The sequence below is a fragment of the Streptomyces sp. NBC_01508 genome, assembly GCF_045040315.1.
Taxonomy (GTDB): Bacteria; Actinomycetota; Actinomycetes; order Streptomycetales; family Streptomycetaceae; genus Streptomyces.
In genome coordinates this window covers 1,889,709-1,910,165 of sequence record NZ_CP109419.1, presented here as the reverse complement: position 1 = coordinate 1,910,165, position 20,457 = coordinate 1,889,709, and the positions used below count along the sequence as shown (strand labels likewise).

Genomic DNA, 20,457 nt, shown 5'->3' with positions numbered 1-20,457 from the left:
GTCACACCCCCCTCAAGCGGGCCTTGCGGCCGTGAGCGTCGTACGTCTGGGAGCGGAGCGACTTCAGTGCGTCGAGGGTCGCCTCGCGTGAGCTGGACCCGCCGGACGCGGTGCGGAACCAGCCGGCGTTCTCCTGAAGGACGATGTTGATCGCCTCGGCGGTGGCGAGTTGATGCACCAGCGCGGGCGGGTCCCACTGCTCCACCAGGGCGCTGTCGGTGTGGGTGGAGGCGATCGAGCCGCACACCCCGCGGGCGACGGTCAGGGTTCGCGGGGCGTAGACCGCGGCCCCCGCACTGTGCGCTGCTGCAACGCTGCCGTCCCATGCGCGCTTCACGATCAGGCTGTTGCCTGCGATGTCGACCACGAGCATCCGCTCGCCGCCGATGAGGACGACCTCGTCCGTGGCGTACCCGGCGCCGGACGCCACGGTGACGGTCACGGACTTGGCCTGCGCGTCCATGCCCGCAGCGAGGGTCTGCCCGGTGTCGGTCTGCCTGCGGCCGGTGACGAGCATCCGCTCCCCGTCAAGGCGCAGGAGGCTGCCGACGCCGAGCTGCGCCGACGCTTCCCCGGTGACGGTGAGCGTGGTCTGTACCGCATCCAGGGCGGTGGTGGTGGTGCCGACGGTGGTGTGGGCGTCCCGGTACCCGTAGAGCCCGGTGATGCTGATGTCGCGCTGGTGAGTGCCGCCGCCGCCGAACGCGGACGGGCTGTCGAGGTCGATCTCCAGCCGGTTGTACGGGGGCCCGTCCTGGTTGGGCTCCAGGAAGTAGTCCGTGGCCGGGATGACGGTGTTCCCGGTCGTGAGCGCGGTGACGGAGATGAGTTCGTTCTGGTCCAGCCAGAGGCGCCACGGCCGGGCGTACTGCCCGTTGGGCCAGTCCCACAGGCGGGTGTCCAGCGCGGGGTAGAAGGTGCGGTGACAGAGCGAGTCAACGCTGCGAGACCCGGAAGCGACGGCGCGGTCGATGGCCTTCGCTGCGCGGGCAGTCTGCTTGAAGTCGAGCGCCCCGGCGATGTCTTCGCGGGTGCAGTACGGGATCTCGGTCATCTCTGTCACCTCCCTCAGTGGCTTCTCGTGCGGATGGTCAGCGGGCTCGGGGCGGCCAGAACGCGGCTTCACCGTCGTTCGCCCGAGCGGCTTCTTCGTCGGGGAACAGCCGGACCGTCTTGACCCACCGCGAGCTGGTGGACGAATCGAGGTGGACCTTCAGCCCCACAACCCAGGTGCCGTCGGGCCGCTGGTTATGGACGCGGACGACGGTGGCCGGAGCGACGTCGGACCCGCCGTTCGTGACCGGGGCGACGAGCACGAGCACGACGCGGCCGAGGCTGGGCTTCTGCATCAGGCGCTACCGTCCGACGTGTCCGATGAACCCGCCGTCTGGCCGCCACCCGTCAGCGGGGCAGTAGAGGAGTCCGTCGGGTCCTGGCCGGAGGGGCTGCCCGTCGTTCGGGCAGGCTTCCGGCGGCCGGGCGCGCTCTTCTTCGAGGATGTCGACGGCTTCGCGGGCGATGCTGATGAGCTGCTCCCAGGCGATGACTCCTCACCTCCTTCCTCGGACGTGTCCGGCTGGAACGCGACAGTCTCGGGACCGTGCTCGCCGACCCACTCAATGTCGTCCGAGTCGCCCCAGGCGCCGCCCACAACCCGCGCCCCGGCGACCGTCGGCCCACCGTGACGGGTGATCTTCGGTGACATGCTCTGGTCCTCTCCCTGCAAGATGTGGTCCGTGCTCCCGCACTGCGGGCACTTCTTGGCGCCTACCGCGTAGGAGGCCGTACAGCCGGTGCAGATCAGTAGCGCCATCAGGACCCCGTGATGATTCCGCGCGCTCGCAGCGCGGCGAGCAGCGTGTTGTACGCGGTCGTCGCGGCGGCCAGGTCAGCGAACGTGGCCGCGTTGTTCACCGCGGATGCTGACCCGGTGAGGAGCCGCGCATCGTTCCCGGCCGCCGCCGTCGTGGCGCCCGTGCCCAGTGCGCGGACCGTGGCGGTACCGGCGGCGCCGGCAGTGAGCCGGGTGTCGTTGCCCGCGACCGCGGTGACTGCGGTGGCGCCGATCGTCGGGGCGAACGTCGTGGGTTTGCCGGTGATGTCATCCCACGCCGCACCGCCACCGTCGGTGTCCTTGTCGACGGTGAACTCCACATCGCCGGTGACATCGTCGTAGAGTTCGACGCTGCCACCGGCTCCCGTACGTCCGCGAATCATGTCGTCGCCCCCGCTCAGACCAGAGCCGTCAGGTTCTGCGGGGTGCGCTGCGTGACCAGATCGTGCAGCATCGCGACCACGGTGCCCGTCGAGGTCGACGTGCACTTCACGTGCGTGAAACCGTCCGACAGCTGCGTGGCGTCCACGGTGAACACCGCAGCGTCCAGGCCCGCAGTGCCCGCGATGACGACCGCAGCGTCCGCGGCCTGCTTCTGCTCGGCCCACGCGCCGCCGACACCGTCGCTGGTGTAGTAGTGATCGATGACGTCGAGGTCGCGCGCCCCGGTGCCGCCGGCGTTCTGCGCCTCCTGCACGGTGAAGGTGTCACCGGCCGCGAGGTAGCCGACGAAACTGACTGCTCCGGCGCCGGTGAGCGGGACGTACACCCCGTCGGCGACGGGGATGACGTTGAAGACCCTTCCGAGTCCGTCCATGATGTGTGCCCTCCTGGTGGGGGTTGATTGCCACTTCGGATTGGGGAGCAGCGGGGGTGTGAATGCCCGCTGCTCCCGGCATCCCTGGGTTGGTCAGGCGCGGACGGCGACCTTCACGAACGGGGACAGCGTGTTGCTGCCCTTGCGAGGGGTGATCGCGGACTTGATCCACGGCTGGCCGTCGACGCGCTCGATGACGCGCATCGCGGTCTTGTCGTTGCCGAACTTGTACTCGGTCGACGTCGAGGCCTGCATGGCCTGCCGGTCGCCGATGAGGTAGTAGCCGAAGTCGACGAAGTTGATGTCGCCCGCGGCGCCGAGGCTGTTGACCTTCTCCGTGAAGATCACGGGGCGGCCGAGGATTGTCATCGGCGGGGCGCCAGTTGCGTCGTGGGAGGGGGTGCCCATCCACACGGCGGAGCCGCCGGTGCCGACGTTCAGCGCCATCGTGGCGAGCGCCGGGAAGGTGTCGATGTGCGCGACCCACACGGCACGTGCGATCGACGAGGGCAGCATGCGGGAGTACGCCTTCGCGATGTTCTCCCACATGATCGAGTTCGCGGCCTGCGAGGTTTCCTTCGCGACGGACACGGCGGCCGGGGCGTTGAGGTAGCCGAGCGGCTGGCCGGTGCCGTTGCCGTCGGTGAACGCGACGTCCTCGAACCACGCGAGCGCTTCCGGGTAGCTCTCGTTCATGAACTGTTCGAGGCTGATGATCGAGTCGGTGAACAGCTCGTTGGGGATCTCGCTGTACAGCGTGAGCTTTTTCGCCATCAGGTTGATGCGCCCGAACTTCGGGGCGGAGTCGACGAGGTCGCCGCCCTCTTCGGTCCAGTAGCCGACGATGCCGCCGTACACGCTGGTGGCGTTGCTGGTGGCGTCGATCATCGGGTACGGCACCGTCAGCGTCTCCATGGGGACGACGCGGGCGCGGGACCGGACGACGGACATCTCCAGGGAGACGCGCAGGAGTTCGGAGCGGAGCTGCTCGGGAATGAGGAAACCGCCGTCGGACGGCACGGACGACCCGAACGAGTTCTGGATCTTCGCGATGTCGCCGCGGGCCGCGAGGGACTCCTGGGAGTTCGACCCGGTCCACGTCGCGCCGAAGTAGTCCGACCAGTTCTGGAACTGCTTGTCGAGCGCGGCGCCGGGGGCCTTGCTGTTGTAGTGCTTCGACCTCGCGGCGGCCGGCGCCTCGGGGCTGAGGTTCAGCCGGTTGATGTTCTGGATCTGGTCGTCGCGCAGGAGGTTCGCGAACTCGGCCTGGGCCAACTCCTTGACCTGCTGGCCGATGGTCGGGTCCGTGGTGGCCTGCTGCTTGGCGTACGCGGACACCCAGTTGGTGAGGGACTCCCCGTCGGCGAGGACGTCCTTCATGCGGGCCGGGTCGCCGACCATCTCGGCGAGTTCGTCGGCGTTCTTCGGGATGACCGGTGTGGCCATGTTGAAGGTGCGGCCGATGCGGTCCGGCGAGATTCCCATGGCGGACAGACGTGCTCGCTGCCCTCGGGTGATGGTCTTCACTTGGATGCCTCCCTAAGGCTGGCGGTCATGTCGTCCCACGTCGGGACTGTCGTGAGTTGAGCGGTCAGTGCGGCCCAGGCGCCTTCGGTGACGGCGCCTTCCACGGGCGGCGGCCCTTCGGTTGGGGGCCCTTCCGGGTCGTCACCGGGGTTGCCGACACCGGGCTCCACCCCGGGGGGCAGTTCCGGCTCGACGGGCGGCTCGGGCTCCGGCTCGGGCACGACCGGCGGCGGCTCGGGCGTGGAGTTGAGGAGCGGTACGGGCGCGGCGGCTCGGCCGGCGTGCTTGTACGCGGACAGGTCCCACAGCGCGGCCGGGGCGGGTGCTGCGGGCTCGTCCTTGTCGGGCTTCGGCTCAGCCGGAGCGTCGACCTCGTCAGCGAGTCCGGCGGTCACTGCCTCTTCGGCGGTGAACCACGACTCGGCGCGCATGAGGTCGCGCCACGATTCAGGTGTCCCGCCGCCGCGTTCGGCGTAGACGGCGGCGATGTTGTCGGACTGCCGGTCAAGGAGTTCCGCCATCTCCAGCATGTCCGCGGCGTCGCCCCAGCACAGGCCCGACCCTTCGTGGATCATGACCTGTGAGAACGGCTGCATGATCCGCTTGTCGCCGGCCTGGAGGATGACGGAAGCGATCGACGCGGCGAGGGAGTCGACGCGGACTGTGACCGACGAGGGGTGGGAGCGCAGCGCGTTGTAGACGGCGATGCCTTCGAAGATCTCCCCGCCGGGGCTGGACAGGTGGACGGTGAGCTGGGGGCTCGTGACGTACTTGAGTTCCTCGATCAGGTCGGAGGCGGTGATGCCCCAGGCGCCGATCTCCCCGTACAGGTGGAGCGTCGGTTCGGCTCCGGCCTGGTTCTCCAGCCGGTACCAGGTGTCCTTCGGGGCGGCCGGCGGACGGGCGCCTGCGGTGACCTTCCCGGTCTGGCGGTCGAGGACACCGGCCGCAAGGAACGCCCGCTGTGCGCCTGCGGTGAGGGTGGTGCGGTTGAAGGTGCGGGGGCGCCGTGGCAGCGGCCCGAGGTGGATGCTCACTCGTCGTCCTCCTTGCTGGCCCGGCGTTTGACGACGGTGCACCGGCATTCGTTGCCGTGCTTGGCGCCGACGCAGTGGATGTAGCCGTTGCCGCCCGGGTAGTCCTTGTAGGCGGCGGCCCGGTTGCGGTACGTCTGGCCGTCGTTGTTGCGGCACGGATCGCAGGAGTTGTCGTCGTCCTTACACATGGCGACCCACCGCATGGCGGCCTCGATCCCAGCGGGGTCGTGCTCGCCGAGGAGGCGGGCAGCGAGCGCACCGAACACCGACGGCTCCCCGGAGGGCCTGGTGGCAGCGCGCATCGCGGGCAGGCCGACGGTGGACAGGATGTCGTCGCGGTCCCAGCCGGCCGCCGCGAGCGTCGCGGCGGCGCCCGAGCGCGCGGTGAGTTGCGCGGCTTCGGTCTCCGGGTCCGGGGGGACGGGGCTCTCGTAGTCGAACTCCAGCCCCTGCGACGTCGCGCCGAACAGCGGCAGGAGGTCGTGGTTCAACGCCGCCTTGATGCGTTCCAGGCGCGGCACGGTGAGCTGCTCCGCGAACCACGCCATGGCCGCGTTGGCGGTGGCCCGGTTGATGTCGGTGACCTCACCCAACGCGAACGCGCTGATCCCGAACGCCTCGCGGAGGACCGCCCTGCTCACGTCGCGGAGTTCAACGAACTGCATGTCCCGCTGGGAGAGCTTCCGGTCCTTCCACGCCCCGTGCTCCAGGATCGCCACACGGTGGGCGTTCGCGACGCCGCGGTGCTGCTCGTTCCACCGCTCGCGGAGCTGGTTGAAGTCGGTGTCGGACAGCCCGTTCGGGACCTCAATGATCCCTCCCGGTTCCGCCGAGTTGAGGAAGAAGTTCCTGTTCCACTCCGCGCTGTACCGGGTCGCGTCGAGGTCCGCGAGGACGGACTGGACCGGGCCCATGCCGCGGTACGGGTCCAAGGGGTTCGGCATCCGCAGGAAGATGACCTCGTTCAGACCGAGCGGGACCTGCTCCCCGTCGGGCGAGGTGTACACGTACCCGTCGAGGAACCGCTCACGCGACGGCACCGGGGTCATGCGGTCCGGGCGTACGGGCCACATCTCCAGCGGGATCGTGGACCGCAGGTCGTAGGCGATGACCCACCAGCCCTCGCCGGTGATGTCGACGTGCTGCTGGAACGTCTCGACGAACTCCTGCCGCGGCATGAACGGGTTGGGCTTGGTCCACAGGTCCAGGGCCGCGTGTCGGGTGACCTCGACGCGGTCTTCCTTCATGCCGCTGGGGGCTTTGCGCCACAGCTTCCAGTCGACCATCGCCGTGGCGTTGCTGGTGCGGTTGACGATGCTGAAGAGGGTGCCCACGCTGCCCATGGCCCGCATCTGCGCGACGGCGTCACGGCGGTTGCCGAACATACCGAAGGCGTGCTGAGCGGCACGGGAGACGAACGGGACTGGCGTGGCCGTGGCGGTGCGGTTGAGCAGGGCACCGAGGACGGTTCTGGCCACGGCACCCCCTTGTCTCTGCTACTCGCCGAAGAGCCGCCAGTTGATGACCATCAGGGCGAGTCCGGCGGTGATCCATCCGGCAGGCTCGTAGATCAAACTAGCACCTTGTGACAAAAGAATACCCGCACCCGCGTCCAAAACTGTAGGGACCCCACCACGCAACTTGCGCCCCCACCTGGCCAATCGCACGTTTCCCATGGTCAGAGCCACCTCACCCGGAAAACCCCGGAGTTGTAGAGATCCCACAAAGTGCATGATCAGAGCCAACGTACCCGCGTCCGCGCGGTCAGATCCCGCTGCGCCACCATGTACCGCATGCAGTCCATGCCGTGGTCGTGCTCCTTCACCGGGGCTTCCTTCGCCTCGCCGCCCGGCTTCACCGCCCACACATAGCCGGTGATCTCCTCCTCCGTGCACGTCGGCTTCTTCGCCTCCACCAGCAGCGGGTCCACCTCAGCCAGCGCGCCGTCCACCAGGAAGATCCGGGGCTTCCCGTCGCCCTGGACCTTGAAGCGGGACTGCGCCGCCTGGATCCCGTCCGACACGCCCTTTTTCGCCGGCCACGTGCCCAGCCCGAGGTGCTTCTCCAGCGTGGCCCGGTCCTCCGCGTCGTGGTCGCAGATCACCGCCCGCGGCTTGGGCTCGGTCCATTCGCCGTTGTCGTCGGTGACGAGGCGCAGGATGTCCTTCGCGTGGTCTTCGACGAGGCGCTTCGTGCGGTAGATCTCGCGGTAGAGGTAGAGGCGCCCGTCGGGGTCTTCGGCCCACCACTGGCAGACGAACGGGTTGGTGAACCCGAAGTCGACGCACAGGTACCGGGTCCACGAGTCGGGGATCTTGAACGGCTTGATGAGGTGGGCGGCTTCGTCCCAGCCTTCGTAGATCAGCCCCTCGGCGGCAGCCCAGATGCCGTCCCGGTAGCGGAGTTTCCGGACCCCGGTGAGGGCGTCGAGCTTGGCCATGTAGTCCGCGCCCTGCGCCGTGAGCGTCCCGTCCGACCGCACGTACGCCGGATTGTCACGGTGCCGGGAGGTGAGCATCGTCATCGTGCCGCGGTCGGACCGCTGCTTGATCCAGTGCTTCGGCTGGGAGGGGTTGCACGCGGCGAGCTGCTGCTGCCACGACAGGACTCCGTTACGCAGGCGGGTGCCGAGGGTTTCCCAGTCGGTCTCGGTCAGCTCGGTCGCCTCGTCGGCGAACACCAGGTCGTACTCGGAGGACAGGACTTTCTCCGGCTTGTCCATGCCGCCCACCACGATGCGGGACTTGTTGTCGTACCGGTACGCGGCGGCCTCGCGCGGGGACCCGCCGAACCAGGTGACGATGCCCGCGTCCAGGGCGTGGGCGGCGACCTTCTTCTCGTAGCTGACGAGCGTGGTGGCGCTGAGGCTGACGGCGGTCTTGCGGACGATGAGGCAGCGGATGCCGGGGTTGGTCAGCGCGGCCAGGTGGATACGGAACAGGCAGGCCAACGATTTGCCGGTGCCTGCGGGGCCGGCCATCGCCACTTCGGAGGCCCGGGTGCGGAACAGCTCTCGTGCTGCGCCGCGCGGTTCGTACCGGACGACGGTGTCGGTGGGGGTGGTCACGGCTTTGGCGTTCTTGACCCATCGAGCAGCCCGCGACCGAGGATGTCGTGCTCGATGGCGTCGAGGCAGCCTTCCTCGGTCGCGTACCAGAGCGGCAGGGGAAAGCACCCGCCAGCGGTCTGGATGAACGGCTGCCAGGGTGCGATGGGGTTGCGGTCCGCTTCGTCGCTGAGACCGGCGAACCAGCCGGTGTAGTCGCTCACGTCAGGTCCTCCGGGTTCACGCCGACGATCTCGTACCGGACCCCACCGGACACGCTGATCTTCTTCTCGGCGTCGAGGCCGTGGAGCTTGCGTCTCGACTCGCCGTTCCGCCGCCGGGAGTCCTCGATCTTCATGAGCCGGTCGACGGCCAGGAGGACGGGGGCGTCGTCTTCGAGCGGCTCGCTACCCAGGTAGATGACCTTGCCGTTCGAGACGGTCACATGCTTCTTCTTCAGGACTTCCCAGACGACGGCTTCGAGTTCGTTGAGGCGGACCAGTTCGGCGTCGAGGCGGGCGTCTTCAAGGTCGCGCAGCGCTTCACCGGCTTCGCGGACGGTGGCGGTGAGGACGCGGCGCACTGCGTGGTGGGCTTCGCCCTTGTCGCAGAAGCCCAGTTGGTCAGCGATGGCTTGGTAGGTGAGTCCCTGCTCGCGCAGCTTCGCGGCGTCACGGTCGCGCTCGGCGCCGGTGAGCGTGTACTCGAACCGGCCTTTGCCGCTGCGGGGCTGGTCCGGGTTGAAAGCCGCCATGGATGCCTCCCTTCAGGTGTCAGGGTAGGCGATTGGCCCATCCATCAGTGAGTGTCTGCCCGCCTGTGCGTGGGCCAATTGTGGGCGCGGGCACGAAAAGGCCCCGACCGCGCGGTGCGATCGGGGCCTGGCCGGGAGGGGCTGATCCGTCAGGGACGGGGCCGGAACCCGTCGGCGAAGCTTTGGATGCTGGCGCCTGCCTCACGGAGTGCGGGGCCTTCGAGGACGGCGCGGGCGCCGGTCCGCAGCTGATCCAGGGTCTTCCGCAGCGGGGCGTACGGGTCGGACGCCGGGCTCTTGGTCAGGTTCACGGGCTGGCTCATATCGTCCATCATCCTCGCTTCGGCGCGGGCGCGGTGGCTTTCTTCGCGGCCCGCTGGCTCTGCTCGTTCTTCCGGCGCAGCTCGTCGATGGACATGGTCTTGGGGAGTGCCATGATCGGGGTTCCTGTCTCTCGGGATGGGTGACCCGCGGCGGCCGATGTCTTGGCGGGTGGCGGCCGCCGCGGGGGTTCAGGAGGCGCGCGGCACCTCGTGCCGGCGGTGTGTGTCCTTGGGGTCGGTGATCGTGACGCCCCACTCGGAACGGTCCACTCTCGGACCGTTGTTGTTGTTGTCGTTGGTGGGCTGACCTGCGGCAACAACACCGTCAGAAGGGGTCTCCTGGGCGCGGGGAGGGGCCGGGAAGTGGTCGCCGCGGACGCCGGTTGAGGAGCCCCGGCCGCGCATGCGTACCGGCTCGACGGGGATGTCGTGCAGGGCGAGGGCTTCCCGGACGCGCTCCCCGGTGGTGCCCAGGACCGCGGCGAGGACCGTGATGTGGGCGTGCGGCGTACCGAACCGCGCGACCGCATCGCTGAGCGCTGTGTACGACGGGCGGTGCGCTTCCGGCGCGGGCCCGCGGGTCTCCTCCGGCGCCGGGGCAGGCTGCTCGGGGCCGTCCGTACGAGGGGCAGCGTCCTCTTCGGACTCGGGCTCGGCGGCCTTCTCCTGCGGTTCCTTCGGCTCCCAGTCCTTGCGGCCGATGCGGTACGCGGCGACGATCCACACGATCGCCAGCGGCCACAGCAGCCAGCGCCCGGAGTCGGCCCGGTGTGCGAGCCCGGCCGCGATGCTGATCACGAGCTTCCGCAGGATCAGGGCGCCCACGATCAGGACGACGACGCGCATCAGCCAGCCGAGTCCGGACGACTCCCCCAGCCAGCCCCTGATGCCCGCCCACCAGGTCCGTCCGGTGCTGCGCCCCTTGCTGACGGTCCGGCGGGCGAGGAGCGTGCACAGGCGCCCGGACCCGCGTCCGACGCGGCGTACGGCTTCGCGGCACCACTCGGCGGTGCTCGGTGCGGTGCTCATACCAGCGCGTCCAGACTGCCGGTGACGACCGCATCCATCGCCCAGGCACCGATCGAGTTGGCCCCGGGGACGACGAGGTCGCCGACGATCGCGAACAGACCCGTGCCGATGGTGATCAGAACCCCGGTGAAGACGCCCTTCTTGAACCGGCCCTTGACGACCTTGGCGAACTTCTTCCGGAGCAGGAACAGGACGATGACCAGCACCGTCACCACCAGCGCACCGTTCCCGTCCAGCGCCGGGGCGGACGCGGACGCGATCGTCGCCGCGTCCTGCCCCGTCATCCAGCCCATGGCCAGGCCACCGACGCCGTTGCCGCCCCAGCGCAGGAACCCGGAGGCGTAGCCGAGGAGCCCGGCCGGGCAGGCAACCATCAGGGTGCCGAAGCTGACGCCGAACCAGAACGGGACCAGAGCCATGGGGTCTTTGGCCTTACCGCCCGCCTGGACAGGGCCGCCTTTGCCCTTTCCGCCGGCCGCTGCGCCTCCTCCGCCGCGCCACCAGGTGACGTGCTCGACGATTAGGAGGGCGACGCCGAGGGCGAGTCCGGCTGAGGTGAGGGTGGCGCTGGTCATGCCGTCGAGCCCGGCGGCCAGCGTGGTGGTGGTCACGGCTTCACTCCGGTGAGGGTGTAGATGAGGGTGGAGAGCGGCAGGGCGAGGAGGGTGGCGAGGAGTACGGACCACAGGAGGAGGCGCGCCACGGCCGCGCGGATCTTCGGCGCCCACAGGTCGGGGTCCGCTCCGGCTGCGGCGATGCGGTACACGTTGTCGGCGAACGCGCAGATGGTGAGGGGGATGAGGGCGATGACCCAGGCCCCGGCGAGGCTGATGTCTTCGCGTGCGGCGGCCAGTACGTCGGCCCACCACATGGTGAGCGGGAACCCCAGCACGATCAGGGCGGCGTTGTATCCGGGGCGGCAACGGGTCCACCACGGGGGTCCGGGCTCGGGCTCTGCGGGGACGGGCAGCCAGTCGTCGAGGTGGACATCGACCTGCACGTGAATCGTCGGCGGCGGCGCGGGAGGTGTAACCGGCGGCCGGGGTGCGGGCGGTGCGGGGAGCCGGGTCCACCAGTCCGGCGGTGGGGGTGGTGCGGGCGGGGGCCCGTAGCTGGGTGGGGTGGGCAGGGGCTGGCCGGCGGGGATGATGCGGGACGGGGTGATGGGCTCGGTGGCCATGGCGTCTCCGGGGTGGTGTGCGTGCGGGCCGACTCCGTAGCGGCGCAGGAGGTGGCGGATGCGGTGCTCGTCGGCGCCCTGCCCGGTGCTCACGAGGCGTCCGGTTCGACGCGACGGCGTGTCCGGGCGACGGTGTCCGCAGTGACGTCCTGTCCGTGGATCTTCCGGACGTAGGAGAGGACAGCGGACTTGTCCGTGATGCCGGACGCGAGGGCTGTCCGGACGGTGTCCGCGATTGACTGTCCGGCCGGGGCGATCGTCCGGACACGGGGCTGTGACCTGCTGTCCGTCGTGTCCGGGCGGATGTCCGTGTCCGCGTCGAGGATGTCCTGGACGGTGTCCGTGTCCGTGATGATCCGGGCGGCGGCGAGCTGCGCCACGATGTCCGCTGGTGTGGCGTCCGGCATGGTCGCGGACGCGGCTAGGACAGCGGACAGCACTGTCCGGGCGTCGTGTCCGGGCGTGTCCGCCGTGGTGTCCCGGTGGCCTGCGGGGATCGCGGGCGGGGCGTACACGGCGGCCTGTCCTTCGACTCGGGCCAGGGTGCGGAGCTGTGCGCCGAGGGCAAGCCGGGCGGTGATGTTGGCCTCGCGCTTGGTAAGCCAGCGGCGGGTCAGTTCCGGGAGCGGGCGCGCCTGCGCCTTCATGACGGTGGACCACATGTACTTCGCGACGGCGGACACAGCGGCGCCCGCGAGTCCGACGTACAGGGAGTCCTCCAGGTGCCCGTGCGTGGCGACGGCCGCCATGTCGAGGACCAGGGCAACATTCCCGGCGTTGCGCGAGCCGGCCGCGCGGTCGGCGTTATACCGGGCCAGCCACTCCAGCGCCATGCAGGACACCCAGACGAGGGCGAACGCCGAGGCTGCGAGGTAGGCGATCGGTGCGACAACGGCGCGGGCGAGGAGATCGCCGATGCTGGCGACGGACCAGACGATCGCGATGGCGAGTAGGCCCGCGGCGACGGCGGTGACGGCGGTCATGACGATGCGGTCCCAGTCCCGGGGCGGGACGGGAATGAGGACCTGGTAGTCCTGTTCGATCTCCTCCGGATCTCCGTTCACGGCGTGGATGACGGAGCGCTGTCGTGTCTCGGTGCGGTAGCGGACACCGGGCAGGCGGTGACCGGGCGCGCTGTCCGGCTGTCCGGGGGTGTTCATCGTCGTGGTGCCTTCCAGGCGGTGTAGGCGAGTGCTGCGCAGAGCAGCGCGGGAACGGGCTGGCCGGTGGCGACGGCCAGGCCCGCCAGGACGGTGAAGCCCCAGCGGGCGAGCGGCGTGGTGAGCATCAGCGGGCGAGGAGGTAGGCGCCGAGGATCAGCGGCCAGACGATCGCGAGGAGGTACAGGGCACGCATCAGCGGTTGCCTCCGGCGTTGTTGCCCTCGGTGCGGGCTTCGGCCAACTGGTTGTTCGCGGCACCCTGGCCCTGCGCGGCGTCCCTGTCGGCCTGGCACGCGGCGACGGTCGCGGGGGCGTCCACGATCGGGTGCGGGTCGGCAGCCATCAGCGCACCCGCCCGGCGTCGAGGGCCTCGGTGGTTTGGGTCCAGCCCGGCATGTCGGCGGCGATCTGCTCGTCGCCGGTGATGCACGCGCGCTTGCCGGTGACGGCGTCCTCGACGTACGGGAAGGGGAAGCCGGTGCCGCTGGTGTGGACGCTGAGGACAAGGCCAGTCTTGACGAACTGAACATGCCCGTCGGGCCGTGTGCGGGTGACGCGGATACGCATGCCGGCGGTGACCGGGGTCGACTCGGCGGCCATCAGACGGCCCTCACGGCGGTGGCCAGCCACAGGACGGCCACCAGGTCGGGCTGCCCGCTCGCGGTGGCCGCGACGGTGAGCCGCTGGACCGGGGCGTCGAGCTCGGCCAGCACGGCACGGGCGGTACCGGGCAGGGTGGCGTCGGTCGGGCGGCAGCCGATCCCGAGCATCCGGGTAAGCGTGTCGCCGCCTCGCATGTGGTAGGCGTCGGCCCGGTTCGCCCGGTCGTCGGCGATCGGGATGCCGTACCCGACCGGCATGGCCCGGCGGTTGACCTGGGACAGGTACGCCTCGGCGGCGTCCGCGATGGTGCGGCGGCGGCTGGGGGTGGCGGCGGCCAGGGCGGTGAGTGCGTGGCGGGTCTGCCGGCTCATCAGACGGTCCTCGCAGTCGCGTCGAGGCGCAGCGCGTATTCGCCGTGCGTCACGGTGTCGCTGACGTCGGGCAGTGCGGCGCGGGCCCGGTCCAGGGAGTTGAGCTGGACGGCCACCGGCAGTTCCCCGACGATCGCGTCGGCGGCGAAACCCAACGCGATGTCGAGCACGCGGGGGTGGAGGGTGCGTTCGGACTGGATGCGGAGGACTGCGGCGGTGGTGAGGAGGATCTGCGACGCGTACGACGGCTGCGCCTGGATCTGCCGCAGGGCTTCGCCAGCCTGGGTGGGGTAGCTAGGGTGGCTCATGGCCTGCCCTTTCGTGAGAGTTGGGGTGGGTCGCCCCCGGCCCGTATGGCGTTCGCAGCGCCGGGCCGGGGGCTTTTCACATCAGCAGCGCGGTGCCACTTCCAGCACTGTAGGGGAATCCCCTACACTTTGGCCAGTGGCCCGCCCGAGAGAAGGGGCCGGGTGTGACCGAGGAGGCGCAGCGGGTGTTCGATGCCATTGACGCGCTCAAGAAGATCGCCGACCCGACCGAGCGGGCGCGCGCCCTGGGCGAGGTGCTGAAGGCCCTGCCGGGTCAGAACAAGGCGTTGAAGGAGGCGCGGCAGGAGGCCGTGCGGGAGCTGCTTGCGCGGCCGGGTGCTTCGCTGCGCACGGTTGGCGCGGATCTAGAGATCAACTTCAGTACGGTGCAGGACATTGCGAAGGGCTACTCGGGCTCGGGGAAGAGCCGGCCGAAGAAGGAGACCGGCGGTGGATGAGCTGGTGCAGTTCCTCCGGGCCCGGTACGACGAGGAGGCGGCGCTCGCATCCGAAGCGACACAAGAGACGACGGGCCGCTGGACGACTCGCGAAACCGGGAACGGTGACACGTTCGTTGAGGACGACGACGGCGCACAGATCCTGCCGACCGTGCGCACGCTCGGAGTTCCGCAGTACCAGCACATCGCCCGCCACGACCCGGCGCGGGTGCTGCGCGGCATCGAAGCCAAGCGGGCCATCGTGGTTGAACACGACACCGAGAGCTGGGCCATCGGCGACCGCCTTCACGACTGCCAGTGGACGAAGTGGCCATGTCGAACGCTGCGCCTGCTCGCCGCCGAGTACGCCGATCACCCTGACTACCAGGAGGCGTGGCGCCCGTAGCCCACGCACGACTGAGACCCCCACCGACGGTTGGGGTCTCAGTGTTTCGCCACGCCTATGTGCCGGTGACGGCGCGTACGAGCATGCCGAGGAGCACCAGCACCCCGACGCCGACCGCGAGGAGCAGCACGGCCTGCCGCCAGTGCTCCGGCGGCTCCTCCCGCGAGCGCGCCTTCCGGGCGGCTCTCCGTGCGTACTCCGCGATCCCGCCGGCCGCAATGCGCAGCGCGGTGGACACCCAGCCCGGCGTCTCCAGAATCCCGTCCCCATCCGGGGCCAGTCCGTAGTGGGCGGCGGCTCGGTGCTGCCGGCGGTCGGCCTCGGCCTCGTACGTGTCGGACCGACGCGGGGCGGTGACGGCGCAGGTCTCGCAGCGGTAGGTGTACGGCACGTCCTGGACGGTAGCGGGGAGACAGCCGGACGCGGGGCGGAATAGGGCATCCCGTACACGTCCGGGCGGGGCAGGATAGCGGCCATGGATGAGCTGGCGGCTGCGGAGTTGAGTCAACTGGTACGGGAACGCCGGGAGCAGCTGGGGCTCAGTCTGCGGCGGCTCGCCGAGCGTTGTGTCGACCCCGAGGGTGACGACGACCCGTTGTGGAAGCATGCGCTGCTCCACCGGTTGGAGCGGTGTCTCGACGTGATACCACCGAATGTGGCCCAGTTGCGGGCTCTGGCCATCGGCCTCGACACGCACCTGACGGTGGTGCAGGGTGCGGCCGGCCGCCAGTTCATGGGGATTGGAGCACCGTGGGATGGAAGTCGCGAGTGCCGAGAGCTGGTTGAGAGCTACCTGGCGTTGAGCGTCGGCGACCGGGAGAGGGTGCTCTCGATCGCTCGACTGTGGGTTGGTGAAGCGCCGGGGTGGGGGTAGCGCTGCTCGGGTGCGTGCCACCTACAATCGAACGCGTGTCCGAATCCACTCCGGAGGAGCGCCTACGCGCACTCCGCTTCCTGCGCCGCGTCCAAGCCACCGACCTCGCGCGTACGGACCGGTGGATCGCCGACGCCGAACGGCTCGCCGCCGAGCACGCCCGCCGCCGGCCGCCCCCACCTGACCCAGACTGGGCAGTCCAGGCCGGGGAACGCGGGAAGCCAAAAATGGTCCACACCTCGGCGTGCTGGAACCCGTTCTTCATGCTGGCCATCACCCGGGAGCAGGCGATCGAGGCGCTCACCCGCGGTGGGGTGCCCCCCTGCGATCGGTGTGAGCCAGACAAGGAACTCGGCGTACTGGACTGAGACGCACGAACGCCCGCCCCGGATATTGGACGGGGCGGGCGTACGGCGAACACCAGGTCGCGACCCCAGCGCAGTTGACGGCTCGATCGGACAACGCCCCCTGGGCGCTGCGCCGTCACCCTCAGCATGACAGAAACGGCACCGGTTCACTCACCTGCGCGGCTTCCAATTTGGCCCGCGCAGCCCGGCCGGCACCGTGGCCAGCCCGATACGGATCATCTGCTGCGCGAGTACGTCCGGCATACCGGGTCCGGGACTGGGCTTGGCGCGCTCAGCTTCCGGCCGGGCCAACGTGGCGCGCTGCTCCTGCGTCAGCCCGTAGCCCTCGGCGAGGGCGAGCAGGGTGGGGCAGTCGTTGACGTGCTGGGTGTTGGGTTCGGAGCAGTAGGCGCCGTCGTAGCCGCAGCCTTCGCAGGCGTAGTGGTCGTACCAGCTGTCCTGTCTGGGCTTGTGCTCTTCAAGGATTTTCCGGTCGGCTTCACAGCGGCGCAGCACGGCGGCCGGGTCATGCAGCGCGATGTGCTCGCCGGTGCCGCCGCGGTAGACGTTGGCCACGGTGCCGCTGTTGGTGAGGTCTCGGATCTCGCGGACGCAGGGGTCGTACTCCCAGTTGGGTGAGGGCTGTTGGTGGTTGTTGGCTGCTCGTTCGACGCGGGCGACCTGTTCGGTGATCCAGGTGTGGAGGTCAGGCATCGGGCTGCTCCTTGATCCAGGTGGCGGGTTGGAGGGTGAGCCGCCCCTCGGTGCGCGCCCACCAGTAGGGCTTGCCGAACAGCCAGACGATGCGCAGGGCATCTGGGTCCCGGATCACGTCTGCTCCTCTCGCACCTCAACCACCGGGTGCGCGACCCCCGGACGACCGCCGTACATGGCCAACCACCGCGCCTTGATGTCCTCCATCTCGGCCTCGCTGAGTCTGGCCGTCGGCGCGGGCCGGCAGTGGACGATGCCGGGCGGGAGTGCCGGGTCGGGCACGAGGGGCCAGCCGAACCCGTGGACGGCGTGGTGGGCGATCAAGTCGGGCGCGGCCTGCGGGGGTTGGGTGTGCGGGGACAGGGCAGCGGTCAGCGCGTCGAGGGCGGCGGGCTCGGCGGCGATCTCCTGCACGGGGTCGGTACGCATCAGGTAGAGGTCCACGGTCAGTTCTCCTTCGGTCCGTTGATCGCGGTGCGGAGGTCGCGGGCCATGGCTTGGGCGAGGGGGTCGGGCGCGTCGTCCCACACAGCGGCGAGCTTCATGACGCGGTCGAGAGCGGTGACGCGCGGGTCGTCGGGGACCGGGGTGTCGTGGCTGATGGTCTGGAGCGCGGCCCGGATGCGGGTGGCCGCTACTCGGCGGCCCATGAGGGCGACTGATGTCGAGCTGGCTGACTCGGCGAAGACGGCGTCGCACTCGGTACGGACGGCGTCGGTGCGGGCTCGGTACCGGTTGGCCCGGTCGCGGTGCTGCTCGCCCCACGCCTGCGCTCGCTCGGCCAGCGCCTTGAAGTAGCGGGCGACCTCGTGCGCGTCGTTGAGGTGTTCGTCTGTCTTGGCGTCGACCTCGGCGCGGATCGCGGCGTCGTTCTCCAGCTCGGCGATCCGCTCGTACAGGGCGTCGAGTTGGTCGCTGGTGATGTCGTTGACGGACAGGCGGGTCATGCGGCGTGGCCTTTCTGTGCGGCGAGCGCGGCCTGGAGCCGGCGGATCTGCGCCCGTGCGTCGGCGAGTTGCAGGGCGAGCTGGTCTTCGCGTGCGGTGCCGGGTCGGGCGAGCCGTTCGGCTCGGCGTGCTGCGGTCCGACGCTCGCGCCGGTCGGCCGTGAGGAGGGCGATCAGGACGGCGCACGCGGCGAGGAGCAGCAGCGGGATGACGAGGTACGCGATGGGCGCGGTCACGGCGTGCCGTTGATCTGCCGGGCCACCGTGAGGGCGGGCTCGTCGGTCGGGAACTCGCAGCGCTTTTCGGGGTAGGACCAGAGCGCCCCGGGCATGGTGCAGTCCGCTACGACGGGGTGCCGGTCGTCGTACACCCAGCGCTGTTGGATCAGGGTCATGTGCTCGTCGCAGGTGAGGCTGTTGTCCAGCTCGCCGTCCCACATGACGTGCCACGTCGCGGGTTTCCCGCAGTCCTCGGGCGCTCCGGACGGCTTGTAGCCGCAGGACTGGCCGCTGTCGAACCGGGGCTCTCCCTTGGGCACGAACGGGCTGTCGGCGGGCGTGGTCATCGGGTCTCCTGCGGGGTGAGTGCGATCGAGACGACGAGGCGCATGCCGCAGAGGGCAAGGAGCCGGCCGGCCCAGTCGAGGGTGAGGGTGGCGCGGCCGGTGAGCATGTGGCTCATGTGTTTGGTGCTGAGGTTGAGGTCGCGGGCGGCTTGGGCCTGGCTTATGCCTGCCGTGTGCAGGGCGGCTTTCACCTGCTGCCGTAGGTCTTCTGCTGGTCCGTCCATCGTGGTCCTCCGTGGCGTTGTGCGGGTCTGTGGCGGTCTCGGTGCGGCTGGGTGCGGCTGGGGGTGGTCGGGCGGGTGTTCGGGTGGGAGACGGGCGTGTGGCGCGCCCCGTGGGGTCAGGGCGCGCCACACCCGGTCAGGCGGTCTCTCCGAAGTCGAGGACGCCCTGCGCGAACCGAGGCACGGCAAGGTCGTGGTAGGCGGGGTTGAGGTCGATGCCGATGTACTTCCGGCCGAGCTGACGGGCCGCCGCGCCCGTGGTGCCCGAGCCGGAGAACGGATCAAGGACGGTTCCGCCGGGACGGCACCCGGCTTTGATGCAGCGCAGCGGCAGGTCGATGGGGAACGTCGCGAAGTGCGCAGCGGGGAACGGGCGGGTGTTGATCGACCACACGTCGCCGGGGTTTCGGCCCACGTCGCCCACCGGCCGCGATTTCACGTTGAGGGTCTGGCCAGGGACCGCGTAACCGACACGAGCCGTGGTCGGCCGCAACGTACTGGGAGCGTGCGGCTCACGGATCGGGTCCAGGTCGAACGCGTACCGGGCCGACTTGGTGAACAAGAACAGGTGCTCGTGCCGGGACGACAGCCGGTCTCTGACGGACTCGGGCATGGCGTTCGGCTTGTGCCAGATAATTTCGTTCCGGAGCAGCCACCCGTCGTCCTGCAACGCGAACGCCACGCGCCACGGGATGCCGAGCAGGTTCTTCCGGGGCAGACCCCACGACGGCCCATCTAGGGTGCGTTTGCCCATGCGGCGGGCTGCGTTCTTCTCGTCCGGCTGCGTCGGTTCGCCCTTGCCGCTGTAGTACGAGTCGCCGAGGTTGAGCCACAGCGTCCCGTCGTCGGCGAGGACGCGGCGGGCTTCGGCGAACAGGCCGCGCATCGTCTCCACGTACTCGGCCGGGGTGGCCTCCAGCCCGTACTGGCCGGGGGTGCCGTAGTCGCGGAGCCCAAAGTAGGGCGGGCTGGTGACGATGCAGTCGGCCGATCCGTCCGGCAGGGTCGTGAGCTGTTCCAAGGCGTCGCCGAGGAGGAGGGTCACCTGCTCGTCGGCGTAGTACGGGGCGGCGGTCACTTCTGCTGCGCCCCGTCCACGTCGGCCGCGGTCTCGGTCACGGTGGTGGTGATGGTGACGAGGCGGTGCTCGTGGTCCGGCCACCGGTCGCGCGCCTCGGCCAGCCGCTGGTCGGCCTTCTCCCGGCTCTGCCAGGACCAGTTGGCCCCGATGCCGGGGGTGTTCCGCTGCCAGACGGGATCGCTGGGGCGTCGGTGCTCCAGCCGGTACGAGAGCTGGGTCGTCGCGGGCTGCGCCTCGGCCTGCCCACCGGACCCGGCGGCGGCCATGCGGCGGAACTTGCCCAGCGCGGCCCGGTCCTCGTCGGTGAACTCGTCGCCACGTGAGGCCATCTCGTCGCCAGCGAGGTCCAGGGCGAAGGTGAGAAACTGGCGCTCGGCTTCGGTCAGCGTGGTGGCGCGGGCCTTCCCCAGCTCGGCACGCAGGCGGGCGATCTCGGCCGCGAGGTCGGCTGCTGCGGCCTGGTGCCCACCCATGTCGATGATCCGCTGCTCCAGACTGGCCGCGTAGGCGCGCTGGTCCCGCTGCTCCTCGTCCGCCACGGCCATGCCGTTGGTGACGGCGTCCTGGACGCGGATGTCGCCGACCGCGTAGCCGAGCTGGGTCTCCCGCATCGCCGCGTCCCACCGGGCGTACCGGGCGCGCCGCTCGGTGTCGGGCACAGGCCGGGCGGCGGGCTGCACCCCGGACGCGGCGGTGAACGGCGGCTCACCGCCCGGCTGCGGCTCGGCCACACGCTGCGGCATCCAGGTGCAGCCGCACCCGTCGGCGCAGCCGGACACGTCGTGCTCGTCGATCTGGTGGCCGCACGGGGTGTTCGCGCGGCACTCGTACTCGGTGCTCATGTTGATCTCCTCAGGGTCGGGATGGTGGA

Annotated in this window: 34 protein-coding genes; 4 read left to right on the top strand and 30 right to left on the bottom strand. The window is 70.1% G+C overall.

Annotation, left to right across the window (positions count from 1 at the left end; translation table 11 throughout):
• Position 1: 1 nt before the first annotated feature.
• The 20 genes from OG700_RS08590 to OG700_RS08495 all read right to left on the bottom strand — a co-directional run bounded on the left by OG700_RS08590 (position 2) and on the right by OG700_RS08495 (position 13,991).
• On the bottom strand, positions 2–1,054 hold the full coding sequence (locus OG700_RS08590; protein ID WP_405611357.1) for a hypothetical protein: 1,053 nt from the start codon (positions 1,052–1,054) through the stop codon (positions 2–4).
• 37 nt (positions 1,055–1,091) lie between these two features.
• Positions 1,092–1,349, bottom strand: a complete 258-nt coding sequence (locus OG700_RS08585) for a hypothetical protein (protein WP_405611354.1) — start codon at positions 1,347–1,349, stop codon at positions 1,092–1,094.
• A gap of 463 nt (positions 1,350–1,812) precedes the next feature.
• The gene (locus OG700_RS08580) at positions 1,813–2,217 is read right to left on the bottom strand and encodes a hypothetical protein (protein ID WP_405611351.1); all 405 of its coding nucleotides are present in this window, start codon (positions 2,215–2,217) and stop codon (positions 1,813–1,815) included.
• Positions 2,218–2,231: 14 nt separating this feature from the next.
• A complete protein-coding gene (locus OG700_RS08575) occupies positions 2,232–2,651 on the bottom strand; it encodes a hypothetical protein (protein WP_405611348.1) in 420 nt (139 codons plus the stop codon).
• 93 nt (positions 2,652–2,744) lie between these two features.
• Positions 2,745–4,178 (bottom strand): phage major capsid protein, encoded by a 1,434-nt coding sequence (locus tag OG700_RS08570; RefSeq protein ID WP_405611345.1) that lies wholly within the window; start codon positions 4,176–4,178, stop codon positions 2,745–2,747.
• On the bottom strand, positions 4,175–5,215 hold the full coding sequence (locus OG700_RS08565; protein ID WP_405611342.1) for a head maturation protease, ClpP-related: 1,041 nt from the start codon (positions 5,213–5,215) through the stop codon (positions 4,175–4,177). The genes OG700_RS08570 and OG700_RS08565 overlap by 4 nt, the downstream gene beginning before the upstream one ends.
• The gene (locus tag OG700_RS08560) at positions 5,212–6,693 is read right to left on the bottom strand and encodes a phage portal protein (RefSeq protein WP_405611339.1); all 1,482 of its coding nucleotides are present in this window, start codon (positions 6,691–6,693) and stop codon (positions 5,212–5,214) included. The genes OG700_RS08565 and OG700_RS08560 overlap by 4 nt, the downstream gene beginning before the upstream one ends.
• Positions 6,694–6,950: 257 nt before the next feature.
• Positions 6,951–8,282, bottom strand: a complete 1,332-nt coding sequence (locus tag OG700_RS08555) for a phage terminase large subunit (protein ID WP_405611336.1) — start codon at positions 8,280–8,282, stop codon at positions 6,951–6,953.
• Entirely contained in the window at positions 8,279–8,485 is a 207-nt protein-coding gene (locus tag OG700_RS08550; RefSeq protein WP_405611333.1) for a hypothetical protein, read from the bottom strand. Before OG700_RS08550 ends, OG700_RS08555 begins: the two co-directional genes overlap by 4 nt.
• A complete protein-coding gene (locus OG700_RS08545) occupies positions 8,482–9,015 on the bottom strand; it encodes a hypothetical protein (RefSeq protein ID WP_405611330.1) in 534 nt (177 codons plus the stop codon). The genes OG700_RS08550 and OG700_RS08545 overlap by 4 nt, the downstream gene beginning before the upstream one ends.
• A gap of 149 nt (positions 9,016–9,164) precedes the next feature.
• Positions 9,165–9,338: a hypothetical protein gene (locus tag OG700_RS08540; protein WP_405611327.1), complete on the bottom strand. Its 174-nt coding sequence runs from the start codon at positions 9,336–9,338 to the stop codon at positions 9,165–9,167.
• A gap of 189 nt (positions 9,339–9,527) precedes the next feature.
• Entirely contained in the window at positions 9,528–10,367 is an 840-nt protein-coding gene (locus OG700_RS08535) for a hypothetical protein (protein WP_405611324.1), read from the bottom strand.
• Positions 10,364–10,978: a hypothetical protein gene (locus OG700_RS08530; RefSeq protein WP_405611321.1), complete on the bottom strand. Its 615-nt coding sequence runs from the start codon at positions 10,976–10,978 to the stop codon at positions 10,364–10,366. Before OG700_RS08530 ends, OG700_RS08535 begins: the two co-directional genes overlap by 4 nt.
• Positions 10,975–11,640, bottom strand: coding sequence for a hypothetical protein (locus tag OG700_RS08525; RefSeq protein ID WP_405611315.1), 666 nt, complete (start codon positions 11,638–11,640; stop codon positions 10,975–10,977). Before OG700_RS08525 ends, OG700_RS08530 begins: the two co-directional genes overlap by 4 nt.
• Positions 11,637–12,707 carry a hypothetical protein gene (locus OG700_RS08520; RefSeq protein WP_405611312.1) on the bottom strand — a complete coding sequence of 357 codons (1,071 nt, stop codon included), beginning with the start codon at positions 12,705–12,707 and terminating at the stop codon, positions 11,637–11,639. Before OG700_RS08520 ends, OG700_RS08525 begins: the two co-directional genes overlap by 4 nt.
• Positions 12,704–12,835, bottom strand: a complete 132-nt coding sequence (locus tag OG700_RS08515) for a hypothetical protein (protein ID WP_405611309.1) — start codon at positions 12,833–12,835, stop codon at positions 12,704–12,706. The genes OG700_RS08520 and OG700_RS08515 overlap by 4 nt, the downstream gene beginning before the upstream one ends.
• Before the next feature lie 67 nt (positions 12,836–12,902).
• Positions 12,903–13,052 (bottom strand): hypothetical protein, encoded by a 150-nt coding sequence (locus tag OG700_RS08510; RefSeq protein WP_405611306.1) that lies wholly within the window; start codon positions 13,050–13,052, stop codon positions 12,903–12,905.
• Positions 13,052–13,309, bottom strand: a complete 258-nt coding sequence (locus tag OG700_RS08505) for a hypothetical protein (RefSeq protein WP_405611303.1) — start codon at positions 13,307–13,309, stop codon at positions 13,052–13,054. Before OG700_RS08505 ends, OG700_RS08510 begins: the two co-directional genes overlap by 1 nt.
• Positions 13,309–13,683 (bottom strand): hypothetical protein, encoded by a 375-nt coding sequence (locus OG700_RS08500; RefSeq protein WP_405611300.1) that lies wholly within the window; start codon positions 13,681–13,683, stop codon positions 13,309–13,311. Before OG700_RS08500 ends, OG700_RS08505 begins: the two co-directional genes overlap by 1 nt.
• Positions 13,683–13,991 carry a hypothetical protein gene (locus OG700_RS08495; RefSeq protein ID WP_405611297.1) on the bottom strand — a complete coding sequence of 103 codons (309 nt, stop codon included), beginning with the start codon at positions 13,989–13,991 and terminating at the stop codon, positions 13,683–13,685. Before OG700_RS08495 ends, OG700_RS08500 begins: the two co-directional genes overlap by 1 nt.
• 164 nt (positions 13,992–14,155) lie before the next feature.
• On the opposite strand from OG700_RS08495, the gene OG700_RS08490 reads away from it, so the two are divergent.
• Together OG700_RS08490 and OG700_RS08485 are read left to right on the top strand one after the other, a co-directional pair.
• Positions 14,156–14,449: a hypothetical protein gene (locus OG700_RS08490; protein WP_405611294.1), complete on the top strand. Its 294-nt coding sequence runs from the start codon at positions 14,156–14,158 to the stop codon at positions 14,447–14,449.
• Positions 14,442–14,834 carry a DUF6221 family protein gene (locus OG700_RS08485; protein WP_405611291.1) on the top strand — a complete coding sequence of 131 codons (393 nt, stop codon included), beginning with the start codon at positions 14,442–14,444 and terminating at the stop codon, positions 14,832–14,834. Before OG700_RS08490 ends, OG700_RS08485 begins: the two co-directional genes overlap by 8 nt.
• Positions 14,835–14,889: 55 nt before the next feature.
• Here the strand turns inward: OG700_RS08485 and OG700_RS08480 are convergent, their stop codons facing one another.
• Positions 14,890–15,225, bottom strand: a complete 336-nt coding sequence (locus OG700_RS08480) for a hypothetical protein (RefSeq protein WP_405611288.1) — start codon at positions 15,223–15,225, stop codon at positions 14,890–14,892.
• Between the two features lie 84 nt (positions 15,226–15,309).
• Between OG700_RS08480 and OG700_RS08475 the strand changes: the two genes are divergently transcribed.
• The gene (locus OG700_RS08475; RefSeq protein ID WP_405611285.1) at positions 15,310–15,708 is read left to right on the top strand and encodes a hypothetical protein; all 399 of its coding nucleotides are present in this window, start codon (positions 15,310–15,312) and stop codon (positions 15,706–15,708) included.
• Between the two features lie 35 nt (positions 15,709–15,743).
• Positions 15,744–16,076, top strand: a complete 333-nt coding sequence (locus OG700_RS08470; protein WP_405611282.1) for a DUF6233 domain-containing protein — start codon at positions 15,744–15,746, stop codon at positions 16,074–16,076.
• A gap of 150 nt (positions 16,077–16,226) precedes the next feature.
• Here the strand turns inward: OG700_RS08470 and OG700_RS08465 are convergent, their stop codons facing one another.
• The 9 genes from OG700_RS08465 to OG700_RS08425 form a co-directional block, all read right to left on the bottom strand.
• The gene (locus OG700_RS08465) at positions 16,227–16,769 is read right to left on the bottom strand and encodes a DUF6221 family protein (RefSeq protein ID WP_405611279.1); all 543 of its coding nucleotides are present in this window, start codon (positions 16,767–16,769) and stop codon (positions 16,227–16,229) included.
• Positions 16,762–16,887, bottom strand: a complete 126-nt coding sequence (locus OG700_RS08460) for a hypothetical protein (protein ID WP_405611276.1) — start codon at positions 16,885–16,887, stop codon at positions 16,762–16,764. The genes OG700_RS08465 and OG700_RS08460 overlap by 8 nt, the downstream gene beginning before the upstream one ends.
• Positions 16,884–17,213 (bottom strand): hypothetical protein, encoded by a 330-nt coding sequence (locus tag OG700_RS08455; RefSeq protein ID WP_405611273.1) that lies wholly within the window; start codon positions 17,211–17,213, stop codon positions 16,884–16,886. The genes OG700_RS08460 and OG700_RS08455 overlap by 4 nt, the downstream gene beginning before the upstream one ends.
• Before the next feature lie 2 nt (positions 17,214–17,215).
• Positions 17,216–17,716 carry a hypothetical protein gene (locus OG700_RS08450; RefSeq protein ID WP_405611270.1) on the bottom strand — a complete coding sequence of 167 codons (501 nt, stop codon included), beginning with the start codon at positions 17,714–17,716 and terminating at the stop codon, positions 17,216–17,218.
• Positions 17,713–17,952 carry a hypothetical protein gene (locus OG700_RS08445; RefSeq protein ID WP_405611267.1) on the bottom strand — a complete coding sequence of 80 codons (240 nt, stop codon included), beginning with the start codon at positions 17,950–17,952 and terminating at the stop codon, positions 17,713–17,715. The genes OG700_RS08450 and OG700_RS08445 overlap by 4 nt, the downstream gene beginning before the upstream one ends.
• Positions 17,949–18,281, bottom strand: coding sequence for a hypothetical protein (locus OG700_RS08440; RefSeq protein WP_405611264.1), 333 nt, complete (start codon positions 18,279–18,281; stop codon positions 17,949–17,951). Before OG700_RS08440 ends, OG700_RS08445 begins: the two co-directional genes overlap by 4 nt.
• Positions 18,278–18,505 carry a helix-turn-helix domain-containing protein gene (locus OG700_RS08435; protein ID WP_405611261.1) on the bottom strand — a complete coding sequence of 76 codons (228 nt, stop codon included), beginning with the start codon at positions 18,503–18,505 and terminating at the stop codon, positions 18,278–18,280. The genes OG700_RS08440 and OG700_RS08435 overlap by 4 nt, the downstream gene beginning before the upstream one ends.
• Positions 18,506–18,641: 136 nt before the next feature.
• Positions 18,642–19,583: a DNA-methyltransferase gene (locus OG700_RS08430; RefSeq protein WP_405611258.1), complete on the bottom strand. Its 942-nt coding sequence runs from the start codon at positions 19,581–19,583 to the stop codon at positions 18,642–18,644.
• On the bottom strand, positions 19,580–20,428 hold the full coding sequence (locus OG700_RS08425; RefSeq protein ID WP_405611255.1) for a hypothetical protein: 849 nt from the start codon (positions 20,426–20,428) through the stop codon (positions 19,580–19,582). Before OG700_RS08425 ends, OG700_RS08430 begins: the two co-directional genes overlap by 4 nt.
• Between the last annotated feature and the right edge of the window lie 29 nt (positions 20,429–20,457).

Coding starts and splice junctions, on each gene's coding strand:
- OG700_RS08535 (WP_405611324.1), bottom strand. CDS start 10,367: ATGAGCACCGCACCGAGCACCGCCGAGTGGTGCCGCGAAGCCGTACGC.
- OG700_RS08510 (WP_405611306.1), bottom strand. CDS start 13,052: ATGGCTGCCGACCCGCACCCGATCGTGGACGCCCCCGCGACCGTCGCC.
- OG700_RS08465 (WP_405611279.1), bottom strand. CDS start 16,769: ATGCCTGACCTCCACACCTGGATCACCGAACAGGTCGCCCGCGTCGAA.
- OG700_RS08520 (WP_405611312.1), bottom strand. CDS start 12,707: ATGAACACCCCCGGACAGCCGGACAGCGCGCCCGGTCACCGCCTGCCC.
- OG700_RS08515 (WP_405611309.1), bottom strand. CDS start 12,835: ATGCTCACCACGCCGCTCGCCCGCTGGGGCTTCACCGTCCTGGCGGGC.
- OG700_RS08575 (WP_405611348.1), bottom strand. CDS start 2,651: ATGGACGGACTCGGAAGGGTCTTCAACGTCATCCCCGTCGCCGACGGG.
- OG700_RS08540 (WP_405611327.1), bottom strand. CDS start 9,338: ATGAGCCAGCCCGTGAACCTGACCAAGAGCCCGGCGTCCGACCCGTAC.
- OG700_RS08545 (WP_405611330.1), bottom strand. CDS start 9,015: ATGGCGGCTTTCAACCCGGACCAGCCCCGCAGCGGCAAAGGCCGGTTC.
- OG700_RS08590 (WP_405611357.1), bottom strand. CDS start 1,054: ATGACCGAGATCCCGTACTGCACCCGCGAAGACATCGCCGGGGCGCTC.
- OG700_RS08585 (WP_405611354.1), bottom strand. CDS start 1,349: ATGCAGAAGCCCAGCCTCGGCCGCGTCGTGCTCGTGCTCGTCGCCCCG.
- OG700_RS08450 (WP_405611270.1), bottom strand. CDS start 17,716: ATGACCCGCCTGTCCGTCAACGACATCACCAGCGACCAACTCGACGCC.
- OG700_RS08500 (WP_405611300.1), bottom strand. CDS start 13,683: ATGAGCCGGCAGACCCGCCACGCACTCACCGCCCTGGCCGCCGCCACC.
- OG700_RS08505 (WP_405611303.1), bottom strand. CDS start 13,309: ATGGCCGCCGAGTCGACCCCGGTCACCGCCGGCATGCGTATCCGCGTC.
- OG700_RS08435 (WP_405611261.1), bottom strand. CDS start 18,505: ATGGACGGACCAGCAGAAGACCTACGGCAGCAGGTGAAAGCCGCCCTG.
- OG700_RS08495 (WP_405611297.1), bottom strand. CDS start 13,991: ATGAGCCACCCTAGCTACCCCACCCAGGCTGGCGAAGCCCTGCGGCAG.
- OG700_RS08440 (WP_405611264.1), bottom strand. CDS start 18,281: ATGACCACGCCCGCCGACAGCCCGTTCGTGCCCAAGGGAGAGCCCCGG.
- OG700_RS08580 (WP_405611351.1), bottom strand. CDS start 2,217: ATGATTCGCGGACGTACGGGAGCCGGTGGCAGCGTCGAACTCTACGAC.
- OG700_RS08425 (WP_405611255.1), bottom strand. CDS start 20,428: ATGAGCACCGAGTACGAGTGCCGCGCGAACACCCCGTGCGGCCACCAG.
- OG700_RS08475 (WP_405611285.1), top strand. CDS start 15,310: ATGGATGAGCTGGCGGCTGCGGAGTTGAGTCAACTGGTACGGGAACGC.